19 protein-coding genes are annotated in these 17845 nt (G+C 64.1%); 12 read left to right on the forward strand and 7 right to left on the reverse strand.

What is annotated here, in order from left to right:
- Positions 1–50 precede the first annotated feature (50 nt).
- The 5 genes from mutL to AC04PH_RS05615 are packed head-to-tail and all read left to right on the forward strand — an operon-like array spanning position 51 to position 4605.
- Entirely contained in the window at positions 51–1868 is a 1818-nt protein-coding gene (mutL, locus tag AC04PH_RS05595) for a DNA mismatch repair endonuclease MutL (RefSeq protein WP_483064758.1), read from the forward strand.
- Positions 1865–3037 (forward strand): DNA recombination protein RmuC, encoded by a 1173-nt coding sequence (locus tag AC04PH_RS05600; protein WP_483064759.1) that lies wholly within the window; start codon positions 1865–1867, stop codon positions 3035–3037. Before mutL ends, AC04PH_RS05600 begins: the two co-directional genes overlap by 4 nt.
- Positions 3038–3070: 33 nt before the next feature.
- The gene (locus tag AC04PH_RS05605; RefSeq protein WP_483064760.1) at positions 3071–3472 is read left to right on the forward strand and encodes a hypothetical protein; all 402 of its coding nucleotides are present in this window, start codon (positions 3071–3073) and stop codon (positions 3470–3472) included.
- A gap of 9 nt (positions 3473–3481) precedes the next feature.
- Positions 3482–4141 carry an HAD family hydrolase gene (locus tag AC04PH_RS05610; RefSeq protein ID WP_483064761.1) on the forward strand — a complete coding sequence of 220 codons (660 nt, stop codon included), beginning with the start codon at positions 3482–3484 and terminating at the stop codon, positions 4139–4141.
- Entirely contained in the window at positions 4138–4605 is a 468-nt protein-coding gene (locus AC04PH_RS05615) for a GNAT family N-acetyltransferase (protein WP_483064762.1), read from the forward strand. Before AC04PH_RS05610 ends, AC04PH_RS05615 begins: the two co-directional genes overlap by 4 nt.
- Before the next feature lie 11 nt (positions 4606–4616).
- On the opposite strand, the gene AC04PH_RS05620 is transcribed toward AC04PH_RS05615, so the two are convergent.
- Positions 4617–5264: a ChrR family anti-sigma-E factor gene (locus AC04PH_RS05620; protein ID WP_483064763.1), complete on the reverse strand. Its 648-nt coding sequence runs from the start codon at positions 5262–5264 to the stop codon at positions 4617–4619.
- On the reverse strand, positions 5261–5800 hold the full coding sequence (locus AC04PH_RS05625) for a sigma-70 family RNA polymerase sigma factor (RefSeq protein ID WP_483066151.1): 540 nt from the start codon (positions 5798–5800) through the stop codon (positions 5261–5263). The genes AC04PH_RS05620 and AC04PH_RS05625 overlap by 4 nt, the downstream gene beginning before the upstream one ends.
- 253 nt (positions 5801–6053) lie before the next feature.
- Here AC04PH_RS05625 and AC04PH_RS05630 point away from each other — a divergent pair, with 253 nt between their 5' ends.
- The 5 genes from AC04PH_RS05630 to AC04PH_RS05650 are packed head-to-tail and all read left to right on the forward strand — an operon-like array spanning position 6054 to position 10654.
- The gene (locus tag AC04PH_RS05630) at positions 6054–7352 is read left to right on the forward strand and encodes an NAD(P)/FAD-dependent oxidoreductase (RefSeq protein ID WP_483064764.1); all 1299 of its coding nucleotides are present in this window, start codon (positions 6054–6056) and stop codon (positions 7350–7352) included.
- The gene (locus AC04PH_RS05635; protein WP_483064765.1) at positions 7349–8107 is read left to right on the forward strand and encodes a DUF1365 domain-containing protein; all 759 of its coding nucleotides are present in this window, start codon (positions 7349–7351) and stop codon (positions 8105–8107) included. The genes AC04PH_RS05630 and AC04PH_RS05635 overlap by 4 nt, the downstream gene beginning before the upstream one ends.
- Positions 8108–8118: 11 nt before the next feature.
- On the forward strand, positions 8119–9336 hold the full coding sequence (locus AC04PH_RS05640; RefSeq protein WP_483066152.1) for an MFS transporter: 1218 nt from the start codon (positions 8119–8121) through the stop codon (positions 9334–9336).
- 4 nt (positions 9337–9340) lie between these two features.
- Positions 9341–9913 (forward strand): DUF3833 family protein, encoded by a 573-nt coding sequence (locus AC04PH_RS05645; protein WP_483064766.1) that lies wholly within the window; start codon positions 9341–9343, stop codon positions 9911–9913.
- 3 nt (positions 9914–9916) lie between these two features.
- Complete coding sequence (locus tag AC04PH_RS05650) at positions 9917–10654, forward strand: SDR family NAD(P)-dependent oxidoreductase (protein WP_483064767.1); 738 nt, start codon at positions 9917–9919, stop codon at positions 10652–10654.
- Positions 10655–10748: 94 nt separating this feature from the next.
- Here AC04PH_RS05650 and AC04PH_RS05655 read toward each other — a convergent pair whose 3' ends face one another.
- Genes AC04PH_RS05655 through AC04PH_RS05665 form a run of 3 tightly spaced genes read right to left on the reverse strand, consistent with a single transcriptional unit; the run spans position 10749 to position 13045 of the window.
- Positions 10749–11786, reverse strand: coding sequence for a saccharopine dehydrogenase (locus tag AC04PH_RS05655; protein ID WP_483064768.1), 1038 nt, complete (start codon positions 11784–11786; stop codon positions 10749–10751).
- Positions 11783–12388 carry a glutathione S-transferase family protein gene (locus AC04PH_RS05660; RefSeq protein WP_483064769.1) on the reverse strand — a complete coding sequence of 202 codons (606 nt, stop codon included), beginning with the start codon at positions 12386–12388 and terminating at the stop codon, positions 11783–11785. Before AC04PH_RS05660 ends, AC04PH_RS05655 begins: the two co-directional genes overlap by 4 nt.
- 9 nt (positions 12389–12397) lie before the next feature.
- Positions 12398–13045 (reverse strand): histidine phosphatase family protein, encoded by a 648-nt coding sequence (locus AC04PH_RS05665; protein WP_483064770.1) that lies wholly within the window; start codon positions 13043–13045, stop codon positions 12398–12400.
- A gap of 203 nt (positions 13046–13248) precedes the next feature.
- On the opposite strand from AC04PH_RS05665, the gene recQ reads away from it, so the two are divergent.
- Positions 13249–15285 (forward strand): DNA helicase RecQ, encoded by a 2037-nt coding sequence (gene recQ / locus AC04PH_RS05670; protein WP_483064771.1) that lies wholly within the window; start codon positions 13249–13251, stop codon positions 15283–15285.
- Between the two features lie 5 nt (positions 15286–15290).
- Here the strand turns inward: recQ and AC04PH_RS05675 are convergent, their stop codons facing one another.
- Positions 15291–15974, reverse strand: a complete 684-nt coding sequence (locus AC04PH_RS05675; protein ID WP_483064772.1) for a hypothetical protein — start codon at positions 15972–15974, stop codon at positions 15291–15293.
- Between the two features lie 135 nt (positions 15975–16109).
- The gene (locus tag AC04PH_RS05680; RefSeq protein ID WP_483064773.1) at positions 16110–16721 is read right to left on the reverse strand and encodes a hypothetical protein; all 612 of its coding nucleotides are present in this window, start codon (positions 16719–16721) and stop codon (positions 16110–16112) included.
- Between the two features lie 269 nt (positions 16722–16990).
- Between AC04PH_RS05680 and yaaA the strand changes: the two genes are divergently transcribed.
- Positions 16991–17773, forward strand: a complete 783-nt coding sequence (yaaA, locus tag AC04PH_RS05685) for a peroxide stress protein YaaA (RefSeq protein WP_483064774.1) — start codon at positions 16991–16993, stop codon at positions 17771–17773.
- Positions 17774–17845: the final 72 nt, after the last annotated feature.

Here is a 17845-nt window from a genome sequence, read left to right on the forward strand (position 1 = left end):
ATCGGTGTGACACTCGCAGAATCGCGGACGGTCATGCTATCCCTTGTGGCATGGCCATTGCAGACCCCCAGATAAAGCCACAGCCGGTGATCCGGCAGCTGGACGAGGCCGCGATCAACCGGATCGCGGCGGGCGAGGTGTTGGAGCGTCCGGCCTCTGCCGTGAAGGAGCTGGTGGAAAACGCCATCGACGCCGGGGCCACGCGGATCGAGGTGGTGATCGCCGACGGCGGCAAGACGCTGATCCGTGTGACGGACGACGGCTGCGGGATCGCGGCGGACGATCTGCCGCTGGCGCTGTCGCGGCACGCTACGTCAAAGATCGACGGATCCGACCTGCTGAACATCCACTCCTTCGGCTTCCGGGGAGAGGCACTGGCGTCGCTGGGTGCGGTCGGGCGGCTGACGATCACCAGCCGCGTCGACAGCGGAGAGGGGGCGGCGCTTGCTGTGGCGGGTGGCAAGACGGGCGCGGTGAAACCGGCGGCGCTGTCCTGCGGCACGGTCGTGGAGTTGCGCGACATTTTCTACGCCACGCCCGCGCGGCTGAAATTCCTGCGCACCGACCGGGCGGAAGCACAGGCGGTGGGCGATGTCGTCAAGCGGCTGGCGATGGCGGAACCCTTCATAACGTTCATCCTGCGCGATGTGTCGGGCGGCGACAGCCGCACCACGTTCCGCGCCGATGCGCAGACCGGCGATATGTTCGACGCATTGCACGCGCGGCTGGCGGGTGTCATCGGGCGCGACTTTGCGGAGAATGCCCTGCGGCTGGATGCGGAGCGGGATGGGTTCCACCTGACGGGCTATGCCGCCTTGCCGACCTATTCGCGTGGGGCGGCAGTGGCGCAATATCTGTTCGTGAACGGCAGGCCGGTGCGCGACAAGATGCTGCTGGGTGCTTTGCGCGCGGCCTATATGGATGTGTTGAGCCGTGACCGGCATCCGGTGGCTGCGCTGTTTATCGACTGCGATCCGATGCTGGTGGACGTGAACGTGCATCCGGCGAAATCCGAGGTGCGTTTCCGCGATCCGGGCACCGTGCGCGGGCTGATCGTGTCGGGTCTACGGCACGCGCTGGCGGAGGCGGGGCACCGCGCATCGACCACTGTGGGTGCCGCGACGTTGGGCGCGATGCAACCGCAACCGACCGGCGCGCGGGTCTATCAGATGGATCGGCCATCGTTTACCGCGCGGTCGATGACGTTTCAGGCGCAAGCGCCGCAGTCGGGGTTCGCGGAAACCCCGTCGGCGCGGATCGAACCAGTGGTGGACGACGAACCCGACCACCTGCCGCTGGGAGCAGCGCGGGCGCAGGTGCACGAGAACTACATCATCGCGCAGACCGAAACCGGCATGGTGATCGTCGATCAACACGCGGCGCACGAACGGCTGGTTTATGAGAAGCTGAAGCGGCAGATGGCCGAGAATGGCGTGGCCACGCAGGCGCTGCTGATCCCCGAGATCGTGGAGATGACCGACAGCGAGGCCGCGCAGTTGCTGGAGATCGCGGACGATCTGGCGCGACTGGGGCTGGGGATCGAGGCGTTCGGCGGCGGGGCCATCGCGGTGCGCGAGACCCCCGCGATTTTGGGCGAGGTGAATGCCACCGCAATGCTGCGTGATATTCTGGACGAATTGGCCGATCAGGGCGACAGCGCGCGGGTACAATCCAAGATCGAGGCGATCCTGTCCCGCGTGGCCTGTCACGGATCAATCCGGTCGGGCCGCCGGATGCAGGGGGCCGAGATGAATGCGCTGCTGCGCGAAATGGAGGCGACGCCCATGTCGGGCCAGTGCAACCACGGGCGGCCGACTTACGTGGAGTTGAAGTTGAGCGATATCGAACGCCTGTTTGGCCGCACATGATCCAGATCGGTGACGCGACCTATGCCTTCAGCGATCCTCTGGTGATCGGGCTGATCCTCGCTGTTGTGCTGGTGCTGCTGATCGTGGTGCTGCTGATCATGGCGGTGCGGCGCACGGGCAAGTCTTTCGAGATGGCCGAAGTGCTGGCCAGCCAGATGGGCGGGTTGGGCAGCCGGGTCGAGATGCTGGGCAACGGGCAGCAGCAGTTGTTCGGCGGGCTGAACGCGGTGACGGAGGCGCAGGCGCAGCAGCAGGCCAAGACGATCCAGCTTGTCGAGCAGCGGCTGGCGCAGGTGACGGCCTCGCTCAACGCCAATCTGGGCACATCGGCACAGCGCACCGCGCAGAGCCTTGGCGAGTTGCAGCAGCGGTTGCAGGCCATCGACAAGGCGCAGGACAACATCACCAAACTGTCGGGCGACGTGCTGTCGTTGCAGGACATCCTGTCCAACAAGCAGACGCGCGGGGCTTTCGGGGAAATCCAGCTGACCGATATCGTGGGCAAGGCGCTGCCGAAGGATAGCTACACGTTGCAGGCCACGCTTTCCAACGGCAAGCGGGCCGATTGCCTGATCCACCTGCCCAATCCGCCGGGGCCGATCGTGATCGACAGCAAGTTCCCGCTGGAAGCCTACGAGGCGATCCGCAACGCGGGCACCCAGTGGGAGGCGAACGAGGCCGCCAAGGCGATGCGCGTCAGCGTCAAGAAACACATCAGGGATATTTCCGACAGATATATTCTGGAGGGCGAGACCGCCGACGGCGCTTTGATGTTCCTGCCGTCAGAGGCGGTCTATGCCGAACTGCACGCCAATTTCCCCGAATTGGTGCGCGACGGGTTTGCAGCCCGCGTCTGGATCGTGTCGCCCACCACCTGCATGGCCACGCTGAACACGATGCGCGCGATCCTGAAGGACGCGCGGATGCGCGAGCAGGCGGGTGCGATCCGCAAGGAGTTGGGGATGCTGCACGGTGACGTGGACCGGCTGGTGACCCGGGTCGGCAACCTCGACCGGCACTTCACGCAGGCCCGCAAGGATGTGGACGACATCATGATCAGTGCGGAGAAGGCGGGGAAACGGTCGGGCCGTTTGCACAACTTCGATTTCGAGGAACTGGCGCAGGACGCGCCCGCGCCGGTCGTGCCGCTTGCACAACCCAAGTCCTGACGCCAGAGTATGAGCGACAATGGGAGAACGGCCATGAAACGGATGATCCTGGTTTTGGCGGCGACGGGCGTGCTGGCGGCCTGTCAGGGCACGGTGCAGGCGACGGGTGACCGGGTCGCCGCGTCGGCAGAGCAGTTCGTCTGGGATGCCACGGCGGATATCAACCGGCTCTATGCCGACAATTTTCAGGACACACCCTTCGACACCGGCGCGATTTCGGTGCTGTCGGAAGAGCACGGTGAGTTGCACACGTTTCAACTGACGCCCTGCCGGGGCGGCACCCACATCTGCGGCACGCGGGCCGGGCATCTGGCGCGGACGCTGGACTTCTTCGTCGTGAGCGGTGCTGTGCCGGGGCGTACGTTCTACCTGTCGCCGGGCGGTGACGGGTATGTTAAGCGGCATGGTGTCTACGAACCGCTGGCGTGGAACTGACCCGCTGACATGATCAGGGCCGCGATGTTCGACATGGACGGGCTGCTGCTCGATACCGAGCGGCTGTGCCTGGAGACTTTCGTGGCTGTCGGGCAGGCGCATGGGCTGGCTGGCGAGGTCGACCTGGACTCCGTGTTTTGCAGCTGTATCGGCCTGCGCGATGCGGACAGCGCGGCGGTGCTGGACCGTTCCATCGGGCAATATGTGAACAGGACGGCGTTCGATACCGCATGGGGTAAGGCGATTGCCGTGGCCTTCGGCGCGGGCATTCCGGTAAAGCCCGGTGCGATGACCTTGCTGCAATCGCTAAAGGTCGCGGGTATCCCGGCCGGGGTCGTCACCTCGACCCGCGGCGCGCGGGCGGCGGAGCATCTGGGTGACGCGGGCCTGCTGCCCTTCATGGCGCATATCGTCGGCGGCGATCAGGTGGCGAAGGGCAAACCGGACCCGGAGGGGTATCTGGCGATGGCGCGGCACCTTGGTGCCGATCCGCACGATTGCGCGGCATTCGAGGACAGCGATACCGGCACGCGCGCGGCGGTGGCATCCGGCGCGCGTGTGGTGCAAGTGCCGGATATTGTCCAACCGTCGCCGGAGGTGCGCGCGCTGGGCCATCATGTCGCGCCGGATCTGATGAGCGGCGCGCGGTTTCTGGGATTGCCAGTATGACGGCCGTGACAGTTCGGCGTGCCGTGCGCGGAGATGCGGCGGCGCTGACGACCATCGCGATGATCTCGAAGCAATCAAACGGCTACGACGATGCGTTCATGGCGGCCTGCGTGGATGAATTGCGTGTGACGGTGGATGATATCGATGCGATACGATTCTGGGTGGCGGAAGACGGCGCGCCTTGCGGGTTTGTCGGCCTTGCGGTCGATGACGACGAGCAGAGCGGCGAAGTGAAATCGTTCTTCGTTCACCCCGACTGGCAGGGGCGCGGTGTGGGGCGGATGCTGTGGTCGGAAGTCGCGCGGGCGGCACGGGATCTGGGACTTGCGAGTCTGCACCTCGATTCCGATCCGGGCGCGGAAGGGTTCTATCGCCGGATCGGGTTTGAGACTGCCGGAAGGGTGCCGTCCGGGTCGATCCCCGGACGCAGCCTGCCGCATATGGTTTTGCGGCTACAAGGATAGACCGCGACCATCTAGATACCTGCGAATTTCTGGGCGATCCGGGGCAGGAGGCCCTTGAATTGCAGCGGCGCATCGCTGGCGGCGAGGCAGATGCAATCGGCACCCTCCTCTGCCACAGGGGTGTGGTGCAGGTCTTCATTCGCGACTTCGACGTCGCCGATGCCGAAACGGTCTGTTTCATCGACGAAGGCACCCTGCAGCACCAGCGTCAGCTCTGTGCCGCCATGGCCGTGATCGGGTACGGCGGTGCCGGCGGGGATGCGCAGCAGGCGGACGGTGGCCGCATCAGAGGTCTCAAGCACCATCTGGCTGACGCCGCCGCCGATCTTGCGCCATCTCACGTCGGCCAGATCGCCTGAAACGTAGTCCTGCAACGGGCGGGGGAAGACGCCATCGACAACCTTTACGGGTTTGGCGACAGACGTGTCCTGCCGTGTGATGCGGTCAAGCGTGGCGGTGAGACTATCGGCGGAGAGCGCGACGGGGGCAGTCCCGTCAACTAGAACGCCGCCGACGGCATCATAGCTCGCCGCTGCCGCGCGACACTCGTCGCAAAGCGAGATATGCGTGGCGACGACGAGGCTGAACGCTTCCGGCAGGGTGCCGGTGGCGTATCCCATCAGCAGGGCATCGGTCAGGTGATGTTTGATCGCGGTCATTTGTGGGGTCTTTCGGTCATGGCGTGGCGCAGGCGGTCAAGCGCCAGTCTGATACGGGATTTGATCGTGCCGAGCGGCAGTCCGGTCTGGGCGGCGATTTCGCTTTGCGACAATTCGCCGAAATAGGCCTTTTCGATCAGTTCTCTTTGCTTGGCGGGCAGGGCGGCGATCGCCGTCCCCAGTTTTTCGCTCTCTTGCTGCAGGGCAAGGGCATCGGCCTGATCGGGTTCCGCCTCTGGGCCCCAGGGGAGGTCCTCGGGTTCCGGGCGGCGTTGCTTGCGCAGAAAGTCGATGCGGCGGTTGCGCGCGATGGTGAATATCCACGTCGAAACGCTGGCCTTGGCCGGATCGAAGAGATGCGCCTTGTTCCAGAGCGTGACCATCACGTCCTGCGCGCATTCTTCGGCAAGGTCAGGTGTTGCGCCGGATTTCATGAGGAACGCTTTTACGCGCGGCGCGAAATGGGCAAAGACGCGGGCGAAGGCATCCTTGTTCTTGTCGTCACGGATGGCACGGACTTCGGTCACCCACGCCATGCGCTTTGCATTCTTGTCCTCGACCACCTGCGGCCCCTCGTCATCAGTCAGGCGCAATACGCCGCGCGGGTTCGCGGAGCGCATCAGGCCTGCCATTGGTTTGGCCGAGGGGGTGTAGGTCGTCAACATGACAGGTTTACGCAGGGCGCAGAGGAGTGGATCAATCCTAAGCTGCGGAAATTGAAACTAATCCGGGCATGACATCGTGACGTAAATATGACTACAACACGAAGCGTAACGGAGCCTGTGCCACATGCCATTTGAAACGACGACAGCCGCCCCCCGCAGAGTTGCGGTGATCGGGGCGGGCATTTCGGGCATGGGTGCTGCACATCTGCTGGCCAAGGATCACCGGGTGGTCCTGTTCGAGGCGGAAAAGCGGCTGGGCGGGCACGCGCGCACGAAGATGGCGGGGACAAACCGCGATCAGGCGGTGGATACCGGTTTCATCGTGTTCAACTATGCAAATTACCCGAACCTGACGGCGCTCTTCGAGCACCTCGAGGTGCCGGTGGTCAAATCCAAGATGTCGTTCGGCGCGTCCTTCAACGGCGGCCAGATGGAATACGGGCTGGAAAGCCTGAACGCGCTGTTTGCCACGCGCCGCAACATCGCCAACCCGAAGTTTCTGCGGCTGGTGCGCGACATTTTCCACTTCAACAAACACGGGCTGGCTGCGAGTGCGGAGGACGGGCTGACCATCGGCGGATTGCTGGACAAGCTGCGGCTGTCGGCGCATTTCCGTGACCACTACCTGCTGCCGTTTTCCGGGGCGATCTGGTCGACGCCGAAGGAAAAAATCATGGATTTTCCGGCGCATACGCTGTTGTCCTTCTTCGACAACCACGCGCTGTTGGGTGCGACCGGGCAGCACCAGTGGTACACCGTTGCCGAGGGCAGCCAGTCTTATGTCGCGCGGCTGGGCGCGGATATGTTCCAGCGTGGCGTCGACATGCGGCTCGATGCGAAGGTCGATGCCGTGCGGCGCGGGCCAAAGGGCGTCGAAGTGAAGGCGCATGGCGGCGACTGGGAGATGTTCGACGAGGTGATCTTCGCCAGCCATTCCGACGACACGCTGTCGATGCTGTCGGACCCCACCCCGGCAGAGCGCGCGACTTTGGGCGCGGTGCGCTACCAGCCCAACAAGGTCGTGCTGCATTCCGACACGTCGATCATGCCCAGGCGTCGGCAAGTCTGGTCGTCGTGGATCTATACCGAGGACGCGGGCAAAAGGTCCGACCAGATCGACCTGACCTATTGGATGAACTCGCTGCAACCGTGGCTGACGGGCGACGAGATTATGGTGACGCTGAATACCACGCGGGCCATCGACCCCAAGCTGATCTGGGACGAGGTCACGTTGCGCCACCCGGTTTACGATACCGGCGCACTGGCTGCACAGAAACAGGCAGCGATGATGAACGGGTCAAACCGGACGTGGTTCTGCGGTGCCTGGATGAAAAACGGTTTTCACGAGGATGGCCTGTCTTCGGCCTATGACGTGGTGCACGCGCTCAATGCGATGGAGCGGCTGGACGTCGCGGCGGAGTGACGGCAGCGGTGCATCATATCGCCGGAGAGACCTATCATGGGCGGCGCGGTGCGGTGAAGAACGCCTTTCGCTATTCTATCGACTACGTGCTGCTCGATGCAGAGGCGGAGGTTTCCGGGCCCGCACTGTTCACGCGCAACGGGGCGGGGTTGATGTCGCTGCATGACAGCGACCATGGCGGCGCGCCTAAAGGCGGCACCGGGGCCGCATGGGTCCGCGATGTGCTGGCGGCGCATGATCTGGATGTGACCGGGCGGATCGACCTGCTGGCGCAGCCGCGTCTGCTTGGCCACGTGTTCAACCCGGTGTCGTTCTGGCTGTGCCATGATGAAGGCGGGGTGCTGCGGGTCGTCATTGCGGAAGTGAGCAATACCTTTGGTGACCGCCACTCCTACCTGTGTCACCATGATGACCTACGCGAGATCACGAAAGAGGACACGCTGACGGCCACCAAGATATTCCACGTCTCGCCGTTTCAGCCGATCGAAGGGGGCTATACCTTTCGCTATGAAATCCAGCCGGACAGCATCCACATCATCATTGACTATACGCGCGGCAACGGCGGGCTGGTCGCCACGTTAAAAGGGCCGCGCAGGCCGCTGACGAATCGCGGCATCCTCTGGGCCGCGATCCGCCGCCCGTTCGGATCGCGTCGTGTGCTGGCGCTCATCCACTGGCAGGCGGTGAAGCTGTGGTGGAAAAAGGCGACGTTCCGGTCGCGTCCGGAACCGCCCGGCGAGGAGATCAGCCGGTGAACGCCCATGTGATGACGCGGCTGCCCGCCTACTGCCTGTTCGCCGCCGTCATCAACGCGGCGGGGCTGCCGATCTATATCTACGCGCCGAAAATGTATGTCGACAATTACGGCGTCACATTGGCCGCACTGGGCACGATGCTATTCGCGCTGCGTCTGTTCGATGTGGTGCAGGACCCGGTGCTGGGCTGGATTTCCGAACGGCTGGGCGGGCGGACCCGCCCGATTGCGGTGGCCTTCGCGGGCGGTGTGCTGGCGCTGTCGATGATCGGGCTTTTCGCGGTGGAACCACCGATCGCGCCGCTGTGGTGGTTTGGGCTGACGCTGGCCGGGCTGTTTTCGGCCTTCAGTTTCCTGACGATCAATTTCTACGCGCAGGGCATCGCCAAGGCGGGGGATGCCAAGGACGGCCATGTGCGGCTGGCCGCGTGGCGCGAGACGGGTGCATTGCTGGGCATCTGCGTGGCGGCGGTGACGCCGACGTTGCTGATGGGCTACGGGTTCGATGCCTTCGCGGCATTCGCCTGGGGTTTTGCCGTCGTCACGCTGGTGGCTGTCATCTGGATGTGGCCGGAGTGGACATCTCGCGTGCCGACGGAGCCGACGCCGATCAAGGCGATCTGGTCGGACGGCACCGCGCGGCGGTTGCTGTTGCTGGCGCTGGTGAACGCCACGCCGCTGGCGGTGTCATCGACCCTGTTCCTGTTCTACGTCGAAAGCGTGCTGGGCGGCGTGGGCTGGGAAGGGCCACTGCTTGTGCTCTTCTTTCTGGCTGCCGCCGCGTCCTCGCCCGGCTGGTCGGCGCTGGCGCGCAGGTTCGGGGAAAAGCGGGTTCTGCTGGTCGCGATGGTGCTGGCGGTGCTGTCGTTCGGCTATACCCTGACGCTGGGCGAGGGTGATGTGATCCTCTTTGCCGTTGTCTGCGTATTATCAGGAGCGACGATAGGCGCCGATCTGACCCTGCTGCCCGCCATGTTCGCCAAACGGATGAGCGTGGTTGCCCCGAACGGGGGGCAGGGGTTCGGCCTGTGGTCGCTGGTCAGCAAATTCACGCTGGCCTTTGCCGCGGTCGTCCTGTTGCCGGTGCTGGAAAGCGCCGGGTTCCAATCGGGTCAGGCCGCACAACCCGACGACGCGACGGCCATGCTGACACTGCTTTACGCGGGCGTGCCGTCACTGTTGAAACTGGTGGCCATCGGATTGCTGGCGGTCACGACGCTGAAGGATTGATCCCATGTGGACCGCTGTGATGTTGGCGCTGGGCGCATTGATCGTTGCGCTGCTCTGGTGGGGGCTGTCGCGCCGGGCATCGTTTCTGGCGCAGATGCCGCAAGACTATGCCGATGGTCCGGTCTTTGACATCCGCGAGCGGTTCAATGGCCCGATCCAGTGCGAGGGCGTGATCTATGGCCCGCTGGGGCGGGTGACGTCGCGCTTCGTCGCGGATTTCGAGGCGTCGTGGCAGGGGAACGTCGGCACGATGACAGAGACGTTTCATTATGACAGCGGCACCGTGCAGGAACGGGTCTGGACGCTGCGGCTGGGCAATGACGGGGCGATCAGGGCGGATGCGCCCGATCTGGTCGGCACGGGCACAGGGCAGCAACTTGGGTCGGCTGTCGTGCTGCGCTACCGGATCAAGCTGGCCGCAGAGGCGGGCGGCCATATACTGGACACCACCGACTGGATGTATCTGATGGCCAACGGTGCGATTATGAACCGATCCCAGTTTCGCAAGTTTGGTATCAAGGTGGCCGAACTCGTCGCCACCATGCGACCGAAACAGGATGTTTATGCAGGAGAGTGACCGTTGAAGACATGGCAGGGCAAGAGATACTGGCTGGTGGGTGCAAGCGAGGGGCTGGGGCGCGAGGTCGCCAAATGCCTGAGCCGCGCCGGGGCCGAGGTGATCGTGTCGGCCCGGTCGGAGGATCGCCTCAAGTCGCTGGTCGAGGAACTGCCGGGGAAGGCGTCCTTCGTCACGGTCGACGTGGCTGACCGCGACGCGGTCGAGGCGGCGGCGAAGGAGGTCGGCGAGATTGACGGGATGGTTTACCTCGCCGGTGTGTACTGGCCGATGAAGGCCAGTGAATGGGACAACGAAAAAGCCGACAAGATGGGCGAGATTAACTATCTTGGCGCGTCGCGTTGCGTGGGGGCCGTGATCGGCCCGATGATCGCCCGCGGTCAGGGGCATATCGTGCTGACTGGCTCATTGTCCGGGTTCCGGGGCCTGCCGGGCGCGATCGGATATTCCGCGTCCAAGGCCGGGTTGATGGCCTTGGCCGAAAGCATGCAGGCCGACCTGCGCACCAGCCCGGTGCAGGTGCAGGTCGTGAACCCCGGGTTCATCAAGACTCGCCTGACCGACAAGAACGATTTTCACATGCCCTTCATCATGGAGCCCGAAGAGGCCGCGCGCGAAGTGTTCGAGCATATGAACAGCGACGATTTCAAGAAGAGCTTCCCGCTGCTGTTTTCATGGGTGTTCCGCTTGTCGCAGTTCCTGCCGGACTGGGCGTATTACCGGTTGTTCGGCAGCAAGTAGCCAGCCGTTTTCATTTGTCCGGCGAAGCCGGACAGCGCCTGACCTTGGGGAGGCGCTTCACGCTTCCCCAAGGTCAGGCGCGGTTACATAAGCACTACACGTGTTCATTGAACTCATCCCGTGCCCGCGCCCAGACACCTTCGGGGTCAGTGTCGAAGCAAAGCAGATGTGGCAAAAGCTGATCCGCGAAATCTTCGGAGCTTTCCAGCGGCAGCATCGCGGGCAGATTGTCGATGGCGGTGACGTCCAGCGGCGGGTTCTCATGCACACGTAGGGCAGGGGCGTCCCATGTCGTCGTGCGGTCATAGACCTTGATCGGTGAGAAATCGCTGTCGGGGTCGCAGGCAATATCGCCGATGACGGTCAGCTTGCGGTCGGCCTGTGGCGTGTCAGCCGGCACGAACACCGGCGTGCCGGGGCGGGCGAGGATGCAGTTGAGGAAGATGTCGTGCTCCAGCACCTCCGGGAACGGGCCGCCGGATGCGGTTTCCTTCATGTCCCATCGTGTTGTCGGCACGTCCAGTGCCGCGCATAAATCGGCGGCCCCGGTGCCAACACGTCCCAACGCCCCGATAATCAGCGCATCCGGCCGTATCTCGGGCATCGCTCCCGCCAATTCGTCGCGTAGCGCCTGCGCGTTGGGATAGGTCGACATCGCCCCGGCGACCCCGCCGCCTTGCTGTGCCAGCCAGCATTTCAGCGCCACGGCGGCCCCCGCATAGCCCGCCCAATAGCCGAAGGCCGCGACCCGTCTGCCGTCTGGATTTGTCAGATACTCCAGATCGAGCAGTGTGCCGCCGCCTGCCTTGAACCGGTCCAGCAGCACGCGCCCGCTGGACTGGCCCTTGTAGGCGTGACCGAACATGATGTGGCGGTGGCGCAGGGGAAAATCGGCATCGGGCAGTTCCTTCAGCCCGAAGATCACCGCATCGTCTGGCGCGTCGGTCCAGCCGCCCAAAGGTGCCGTGGCGCAGCCCGCGTCTGCATAGTCCGACAACGGAATGACGCGCTGGGCGCTGTCTTCGACCGTCACGTCAAAACCCGCCGCCAGCAGTTTGGCGGCACCTTCGGGCGTCAGCCCCACGCGCTGTTCGTGCGGCCGTTCCTCTGCCCGCAGCCAGATGTGGGTCACGTCAGCATTCCCTTTTCCATGACCGCAAGCACCGAAGGCCGTGTGCGCATACGGATCAGAAATGCGGCGAGTTTGGGATACTGCGTGATATCCACACCGTCGCCGTCCAGCCAGCCCAGCACCAGCGTCATATAGGGATCGGCCAGCGTGAAATCGGCGCCGGTCACGTAAGGGTCAAGAGGATAGGCACCTTCCAGATAGGCGCAGCAGTCGGCCATGGTCTGCGGCACTTTCTGGTTCATGTCGTCGAAACTGCTTTGCCGGTCCGCCCAGCGATGCCCGCGCATCTTGTGGGCATGGGCGACGTGCATGGTGGAGGCGAGATAATACATCGCCTCGCGCATCCGTCCCGCCGTATAGGCATCGTTGGGCACCAGACCGGGGCAGGCGTATTCCAGCACCGCGCCGGTTTCGGTCAGGATACCGTCGGGCGTTTCCAGCGCGGGCACGCGGCCCTTGGGGTTGATTGCGTGGTAACTGGGTTTCGTCTGCGCCTGATTGGCGAAATCGACCTTGATCGTCTCATAGGGTGTTTCGGTCTCTTCCAGCGCGATGGCGACGGCGATGGAAATCGTGCCGGGGGCGTAGTGCAGTTTCAGCATTGCGGTCTCCTAGTAGTTCGTGCGCGCGGCCAGCCTGTCGGCGTGGTCCAGATGTGGCGCGGAATTGAAGGTGGCCAGGATCGGCCCGTGCGGCGTGACGTGGATGCGATGGACCGATGTATTCAGGATCGGCAGCGCGATCTGCGCCATGCGCGGAATGTCGAGATGCAGGATATGCGCCACTGCCCGCGCGATGATCCCGCCGGAGGTGACGCAAAGGATGCGTTTGCCGGGCCGTGCGGCCTCGGCCAGCACGTCGGCGACACGCTTGCCATAGGCGTCATAGCTTTCCGTGCCCTTGATATGGCCGTCGCGCCAGGCGGTGAGCGTGGCCGGGAAGTGGATGGCGAAGTCTTCCGGCCCGCTGCGTTTTAGGTCGGGCTGATGCAGGTCCATCTCCGCAGTCAGGTCGTAGTAGGTGATCTCGTTCAGGCGGGGATCGGTCTGCACGTCGTCGAACCCCATGCCTGCAGCCGTTTCCTGCTGACGGCGCAGGGTGCCGGCATGCACTTCGTCGAATGGGCCGTCGTGGGCGGCCATCCATTCGCCCAGCCAGCGGGCCTGCCGGTGGCCCAGATCGGTCAGCCGGTCATAGCCCGCCTCGTCCGTGGCGCTTGAATTGGCCTGCCCGTGCCGGACCAGTGTGATCTCACCCATGCGTGTCTCCCTTGTCGGGGTCAGGGGTAGTGCGTCACCGGGCCGGACGCAACGGGCGCCAAAATTTCACGAAATTTTGCGGGCAAATCCTGTATAAGGATTTGTTTGCAGACTTTGTGTCAACGTCTGCCCGCGCCTTGTTCGATATGCCGGTTTCTGCGATTGTGCGGAAAAGAGCAGAACAAGAAAAACAGGACACCGGGATGAGCGCTGCCACGCTGTTACGTGATGTATTCGGCTTCGATGCCTACCGCCCTGGCCAGCAGGAGATCGTCGACGCCGTGATCGCGGGGCGCAACACGCTCGCGATCATGCCGACAGGTGGCGGCAAATCGCTTTGCTTTCAATTGCCCGCGTTGATGCGCGACGGGGTGACGGTGGTGATTTCGCCGCTGATCGCCCTGATGCGCGATCAGGTGCGCGGGTTGCAGGCGGCCGGGGTGGCGGCGGGTGCGCTGACCTCGGGCAATACCGAGGAAGAGACCGATGCCGTCTGGACGGCGCTGCAGGATGGTACGCTCAAGCTGCTTTACATGGCGCCGGAGCGGCTTGCCGCCGGCGGAACGGCACGGATGCTGCGGCAGGCGGGCGTCGGTCTGATCGCCGTCGACGAGGCGCATTGCGTTAGCCAGTGGGGTCACGATTTCCGCCCTGATTACCTGCGCATCGGGGCGCTCCGGCGTGATCTGGACGTGCCGCTTGCGGCCTTCACGGCAACGGCGGATGCGGAAACGCAGACCGAGATCATCGAAAAGCTGTTCGACGGTGTGCAGCCTGCCCGGTTCCTGCATGGCTTTGACCGGCCGAACATTCACCTGACGTTTGCGGTCAAGGATGGCCCGCGGGCGCAGATCATGACCTTTGCCGACGCGCGCAAGGGGCAATCCGGTATCGTCTATTGCGGCACCCGCGCAAAGACCGAAACCCTGGCGCAGGGGCTGCGCGAGGGCGGCCATTCCGCCTGCCACTATCACGGCGGGATGGAGGCGCAGGACCGGCGCGACGTCGAACGCCGGTTCCAGCAGGAGGACGGGCTGATCGTCGTGGCCACCGTCGCCTTCGGCATGGGCATCGACAAACCGGATATCCGCTGGGTCGCGCATGCGGACCTGCCGAAATCCGTCGAGGCCTACTATCAGGAAATCGGCCGCGCGGGGCGCGACGGTGCACCGGCGGAGACGCTGACACTGTTTGGCCCCGACGACATCCGCTACCGCCGTCAGCAGATCGACGAGGGGCTGGCCCCGCCGGAACGGCGCGCAGCGGATCATGCACGTCTGAACGCGCTGCTGGGGCTGGCCGAGGCGCTGGAGTGCCGCCGTAAAACGCTGCTGGGTTATTTCGGAGAGGCGGACGTGACCTGCGGCACCTGCGACCTGTGTGACAAACCGGCAGAGGTCTTCGATGGCACGACGCCGGTGCGCATGGCGCTGTCCGCCGCCTTGCGCACCGAGGAATGGTTCGGGGCGGGGCACCTGATCGACATTCTGTTGGGTGCGCAGACCGACAAGATCAGGCAGCGCGGCCACGACAGCCTCCCGACCTACGGCGTGGGCAAGGATTACGACAAGCGACAGTGGCAGGCGATCTTCCGGCAGATGATGGGCCATGACCTGATCCGCCCGGACCCGGAACGCCACGGTGCCTTGCGGATGACCGACAAGGCCCGCCCGATCCTGAAGGGCGAGGCGACGATCGACCTGCGCCGCGACACGATCCGCGCGGCCAGGGGCGTCGGCCCCAAGGTGCGCGCGCAGGTCAGCGAGGAGGACGCGCCGCTGCTGTCGGCGCTCAAGGCCAAGCGACGCGCGCTGGCGGAAAGCGCGGGCGTGCCGGCCTATATCATCTTCACCGACCGCACCCTGATCGAGATGGCGGAGAAGAAGCCTGTGACGCTGGACCAGATGGCCGCGGTCGGCGGGGTCGGTGCAAAAAAGCTGGAAAGCTATGGCCGCGCGTTTCTCGAAGTGATTGCGGGCGCACAGGATGACGTGCACCCGCAGCGCCGCAAACTGGCCGGACGTGATGCCGGCGCGATCTACGACAGGTTACTGTCCGTGCAATCCGACCTGCAGCGTGGCCCGCACGGGGCCGACAAGCCGATGAGTCTGAGCGCCGGTCAACTGGCCAAGGTTGCACAGCTGCGCGATGCGGATATGGCGGGGCTGACCCGGCTGATCGGGGACCGCTATGCCGAACGGTTCGGCGATGCGTTTCTGGAGGTACTGGAGGACAGCTGACGCGGTCACCGCGCGGCAAAGGATGCGACGAAACCTGATTCCCCACCGGTTGAAATATCTGTGCGCGTACCTTCGCCCAGTCCAGCGATGAGCGGGCCGCCGTCATCATAGGCATAGGCCCGCAGGCTGGCGGCATAGCTGCTGGTCGCGCCGTCTGCCGTGGTCAGATCGCCACCAAACCCGCCATCGAACTTGACGCCCGTGGTGCCGAAGAAGTCGGGTTCCGCCATGATCCTGCCACGGACAAGCGACAGCGCGCCATCGACCGGAGCGTCGTCCGCCGTGCGGATATCCTGTACGGCACCGGTGAAACTGCCGTCGGTGTCGGTCAGGTTTGCCGTGATCGTCATGGTGCCGATCATATCAGGCATGAGCGAGGCGGATTGGATGAGCGGGAACAATCGGTCCTCGTCGGTAGCGGCTGCGTTGAGCGTAGCGATCGTCGCAGGGTCGGTGGTCAGTGTCATTTCCCCGGCATAGGTGAAGCTGCCGGGGGTGAAGTAGGTGGTGGCCGGAACCGGCGTCAGGCCACCACCCTCCAGCGGGGCGCTTCCCGCGTTGGAATTCGCGTTGAATCGCTGCAACAGACCCTCGTAGGACGCGGGAGACGACGTGGTCGTGCTGCCGCCGCAGGCTGACAGCGCCACGACGAAAGCGGTTGTGGACAAGGCGATATTCATTCGGGACATGGGCAAATAATCCTTTTTTTGAATTACATGCCTCGACTTTGGAATGTTTCGGCATACAGCGCAATAGAGCGCCGCGAGCCGATGACACGCGCGCAAGGACGGGAAGGAAGCGACAGTCGCCGCGTCCCGTGACCGTCAATTCGCTCCGAAAAGCCCGATCAAGGTGTTCGTCTGATTGTCCGCCGCGACGCCGCGCACGATACCTGTCAGGACCGGGCCGTTCACGTTCGCGACCACCCCGCCCAGAAAGCCGTTGAGGTCGCGATCCGCACCCTGCGGAGTCGTGAGGGTGCCCGACGTTATGGCCGCAACATCGATTTCTTGTTCGCCGTCTCTCGCGGTTGTAGCTGTCAGGGTGCCGTTGCTGATCGTCATCGTGCCGCTATGGGCAGCGTTCGTCCGATCGACGAAGTCGGTCGCGGTTCCGGTGAATGTCCCGCTTTGGTCGGTCAGCGTCGCCGTGATCGACAGGTTGCCGATGACGTCCGGTGCGAAAAGGGCGTCGCGTGTCGCGAGGATTGCGCCCGTGGTCGTATCCTGCATGTCGACCGTGGTATCCAACGCATCCAGGGTGGCGCGTTCGTTCAACAAAGCCATTTGACCGGACATCGTCACCGTGCCGGGCACAAAGAAGGTATCACCGGTAATGGCACTTGTCGGACGACCGCCAAAGCTCGCGCTGCCGTTGTCGGTAGCCGCCCGGAGGCTGGCGACACGATCGCCATAGCCTGAAGCGCCCGGGGTCATATCCATATCCATGGTATCGGAGGACGACCCGCCGCTGCATGCGCCGAGGGCGAACAGAACGGCTGTGGCGATTGCTGCTTTGAGATGAGGAGAGTAATGCATTTGCTATAAACTTTCTGGTGGCTGAGGTTTGGGCCGACCAGACATGCGGGACGGCGATTCGTTAACCTTGCCCCGCGTCTTGTCTTTGCGGCATCACCCATTTGGGTGTTGGCCGCGAAAAAACGTGCTAGGTCGTGTCTCCGAATGCCGCGCCAAAGGAGTGCCCCATGCTGACCGTCATTTCGCCTGCCAAGGCGCTCGACTGGACCCCGGTCGGGATTGCGCCGACGCAGCCCGCGTTTCAGGACGATGCGGTGCGGCTGGCGAAGACAGCGCGGAACCTGACCCTGCGCGACCTGAAGGGGCTGATGAGCCTTTCCGACGATTTGGCGCGGCTGAACCGCGACCGGTTTCGCGCCTTTGCGGCAGAGCCGGCACCGGAGAGCGTGAAACCGGCAGCCTTGGCGTTCAACGGCGATACGTATCAGGGATTGGAGGCGAAGACACTCAGCGATGACGAGATGGCCTGGGCGCAGGACCATCTGCGTATCCTGTCGGGGCTTTACGGCCTGCTGCGCCCATTGGACGCGATCCAGCCCTACCGTTTGGAAATGGGCAGCCGGTTGAAGACGCGGCGGGGCAGGACGCTTTATGACTACTGGGGCGATACCGTCGCCAAGGCGCTGAACGCACAGGCAGAGACGACAGGCACCGATGTGCTGGTGAATTGCGCCAGTCAGGAGTATTTCGGCGCGGCGGATCGCAAGGCCCTGAAACTGCAGGTGATCACGCCGCAGTTCATGGAGGTGAAGGACGACAGACCGCGCATCGTCAGCTTTTTCGCCAAGCGGGCGCGGGGTGCCATGGCGCGCTATATCGTGACCAATCGTTTGACGGATCCTGCGGATTTGCGCGGCTTCGCCAGCGGCGGGTATCGCCACGATCCCGACCTGTCGGAGGCGGGAAAGCCGGTGTTCCTGCGTCCCTATCAGGGGTCGGCGAACGGCTGATCCCTGCGCGAAAGGTGCGGAAAACCTCACCTTCTGCGCCATTGCCCGAATCCGGGACCCGTGCCACCATCC

The organism is Yoonia sp. KMU-150 (assembly GCF_056858355.1).

What these genes read in the sequence shown, in the direction of transcription:
- AC04PH_RS05600 (WP_483064759.1), top strand. Translation starts at nt 1,865, where the DNA reads ATGATCCAGATCGGTGACGCGACCTATGCCTTCAGCGATCCTCTGGTG.
- AC04PH_RS05675 (WP_483064772.1), bottom strand. Translation starts at nt 15,974, where the DNA reads ATGTCCCGAATGAATATCGCCTTGTCCACAACCGCTTTCGTCGTGGCG.
- AC04PH_RS05645 (WP_483064766.1), top strand. Translation starts at nt 9,341, where the DNA reads ATGTGGACCGCTGTGATGTTGGCGCTGGGCGCATTGATCGTTGCGCTG.
- AC04PH_RS05625 (WP_483066151.1), bottom strand. Translation starts at nt 5,800, where the DNA reads ATGGCGTGGGTGACCGAAGTCCGTGCCATCCGTGACGACAAGAACAAG.
- yaaA (WP_483064774.1), top strand. Translation starts at nt 16,991, where the DNA reads ATGCTGACCGTCATTTCGCCTGCCAAGGCGCTCGACTGGACCCCGGTC.
- mutL (WP_483064758.1), top strand. Translation starts at nt 51, where the DNA reads ATGGCCATTGCAGACCCCCAGATAAAGCCACAGCCGGTGATCCGGCAG.
- AC04PH_RS05630 (WP_483064764.1), top strand. Translation starts at nt 6,054, where the DNA reads ATGCCATTTGAAACGACGACAGCCGCCCCCCGCAGAGTTGCGGTGATC.
- AC04PH_RS05665 (WP_483064770.1), bottom strand. Translation starts at nt 13,045, where the DNA reads ATGGGTGAGATCACACTGGTCCGGCACGGGCAGGCCAATTCAAGCGCC.
- AC04PH_RS05615 (WP_483064762.1), top strand. Translation starts at nt 4,138, where the DNA reads ATGACGGCCGTGACAGTTCGGCGTGCCGTGCGCGGAGATGCGGCGGCG.
- recQ (WP_483064771.1), top strand. Translation starts at nt 13,249, where the DNA reads ATGAGCGCTGCCACGCTGTTACGTGATGTATTCGGCTTCGATGCCTAC.
- AC04PH_RS05660 (WP_483064769.1), bottom strand. Translation starts at nt 12,388, where the DNA reads ATGCTGAAACTGCACTACGCCCCCGGCACGATTTCCATCGCCGTCGCC.
- AC04PH_RS05610 (WP_483064761.1), top strand. Translation starts at nt 3,482, where the DNA reads ATGATCAGGGCCGCGATGTTCGACATGGACGGGCTGCTGCTCGATACC.
- AC04PH_RS05605 (WP_483064760.1), top strand. Translation starts at nt 3,071, where the DNA reads ATGAAACGGATGATCCTGGTTTTGGCGGCGACGGGCGTGCTGGCGGCC.
- AC04PH_RS05680 (WP_483064773.1), bottom strand. Translation starts at nt 16,721, where the DNA reads ATGACCCCGGGCGCTTCAGGCTATGGCGATCGTGTCGCCAGCCTCCGG.
- AC04PH_RS05640 (WP_483066152.1), top strand. Translation starts at nt 8,119, where the DNA reads ATGACGCGGCTGCCCGCCTACTGCCTGTTCGCCGCCGTCATCAACGCG.
- AC04PH_RS05620 (WP_483064763.1), bottom strand. Translation starts at nt 5,264, where the DNA reads ATGACCGCGATCAAACATCACCTGACCGATGCCCTGCTGATGGGATAC.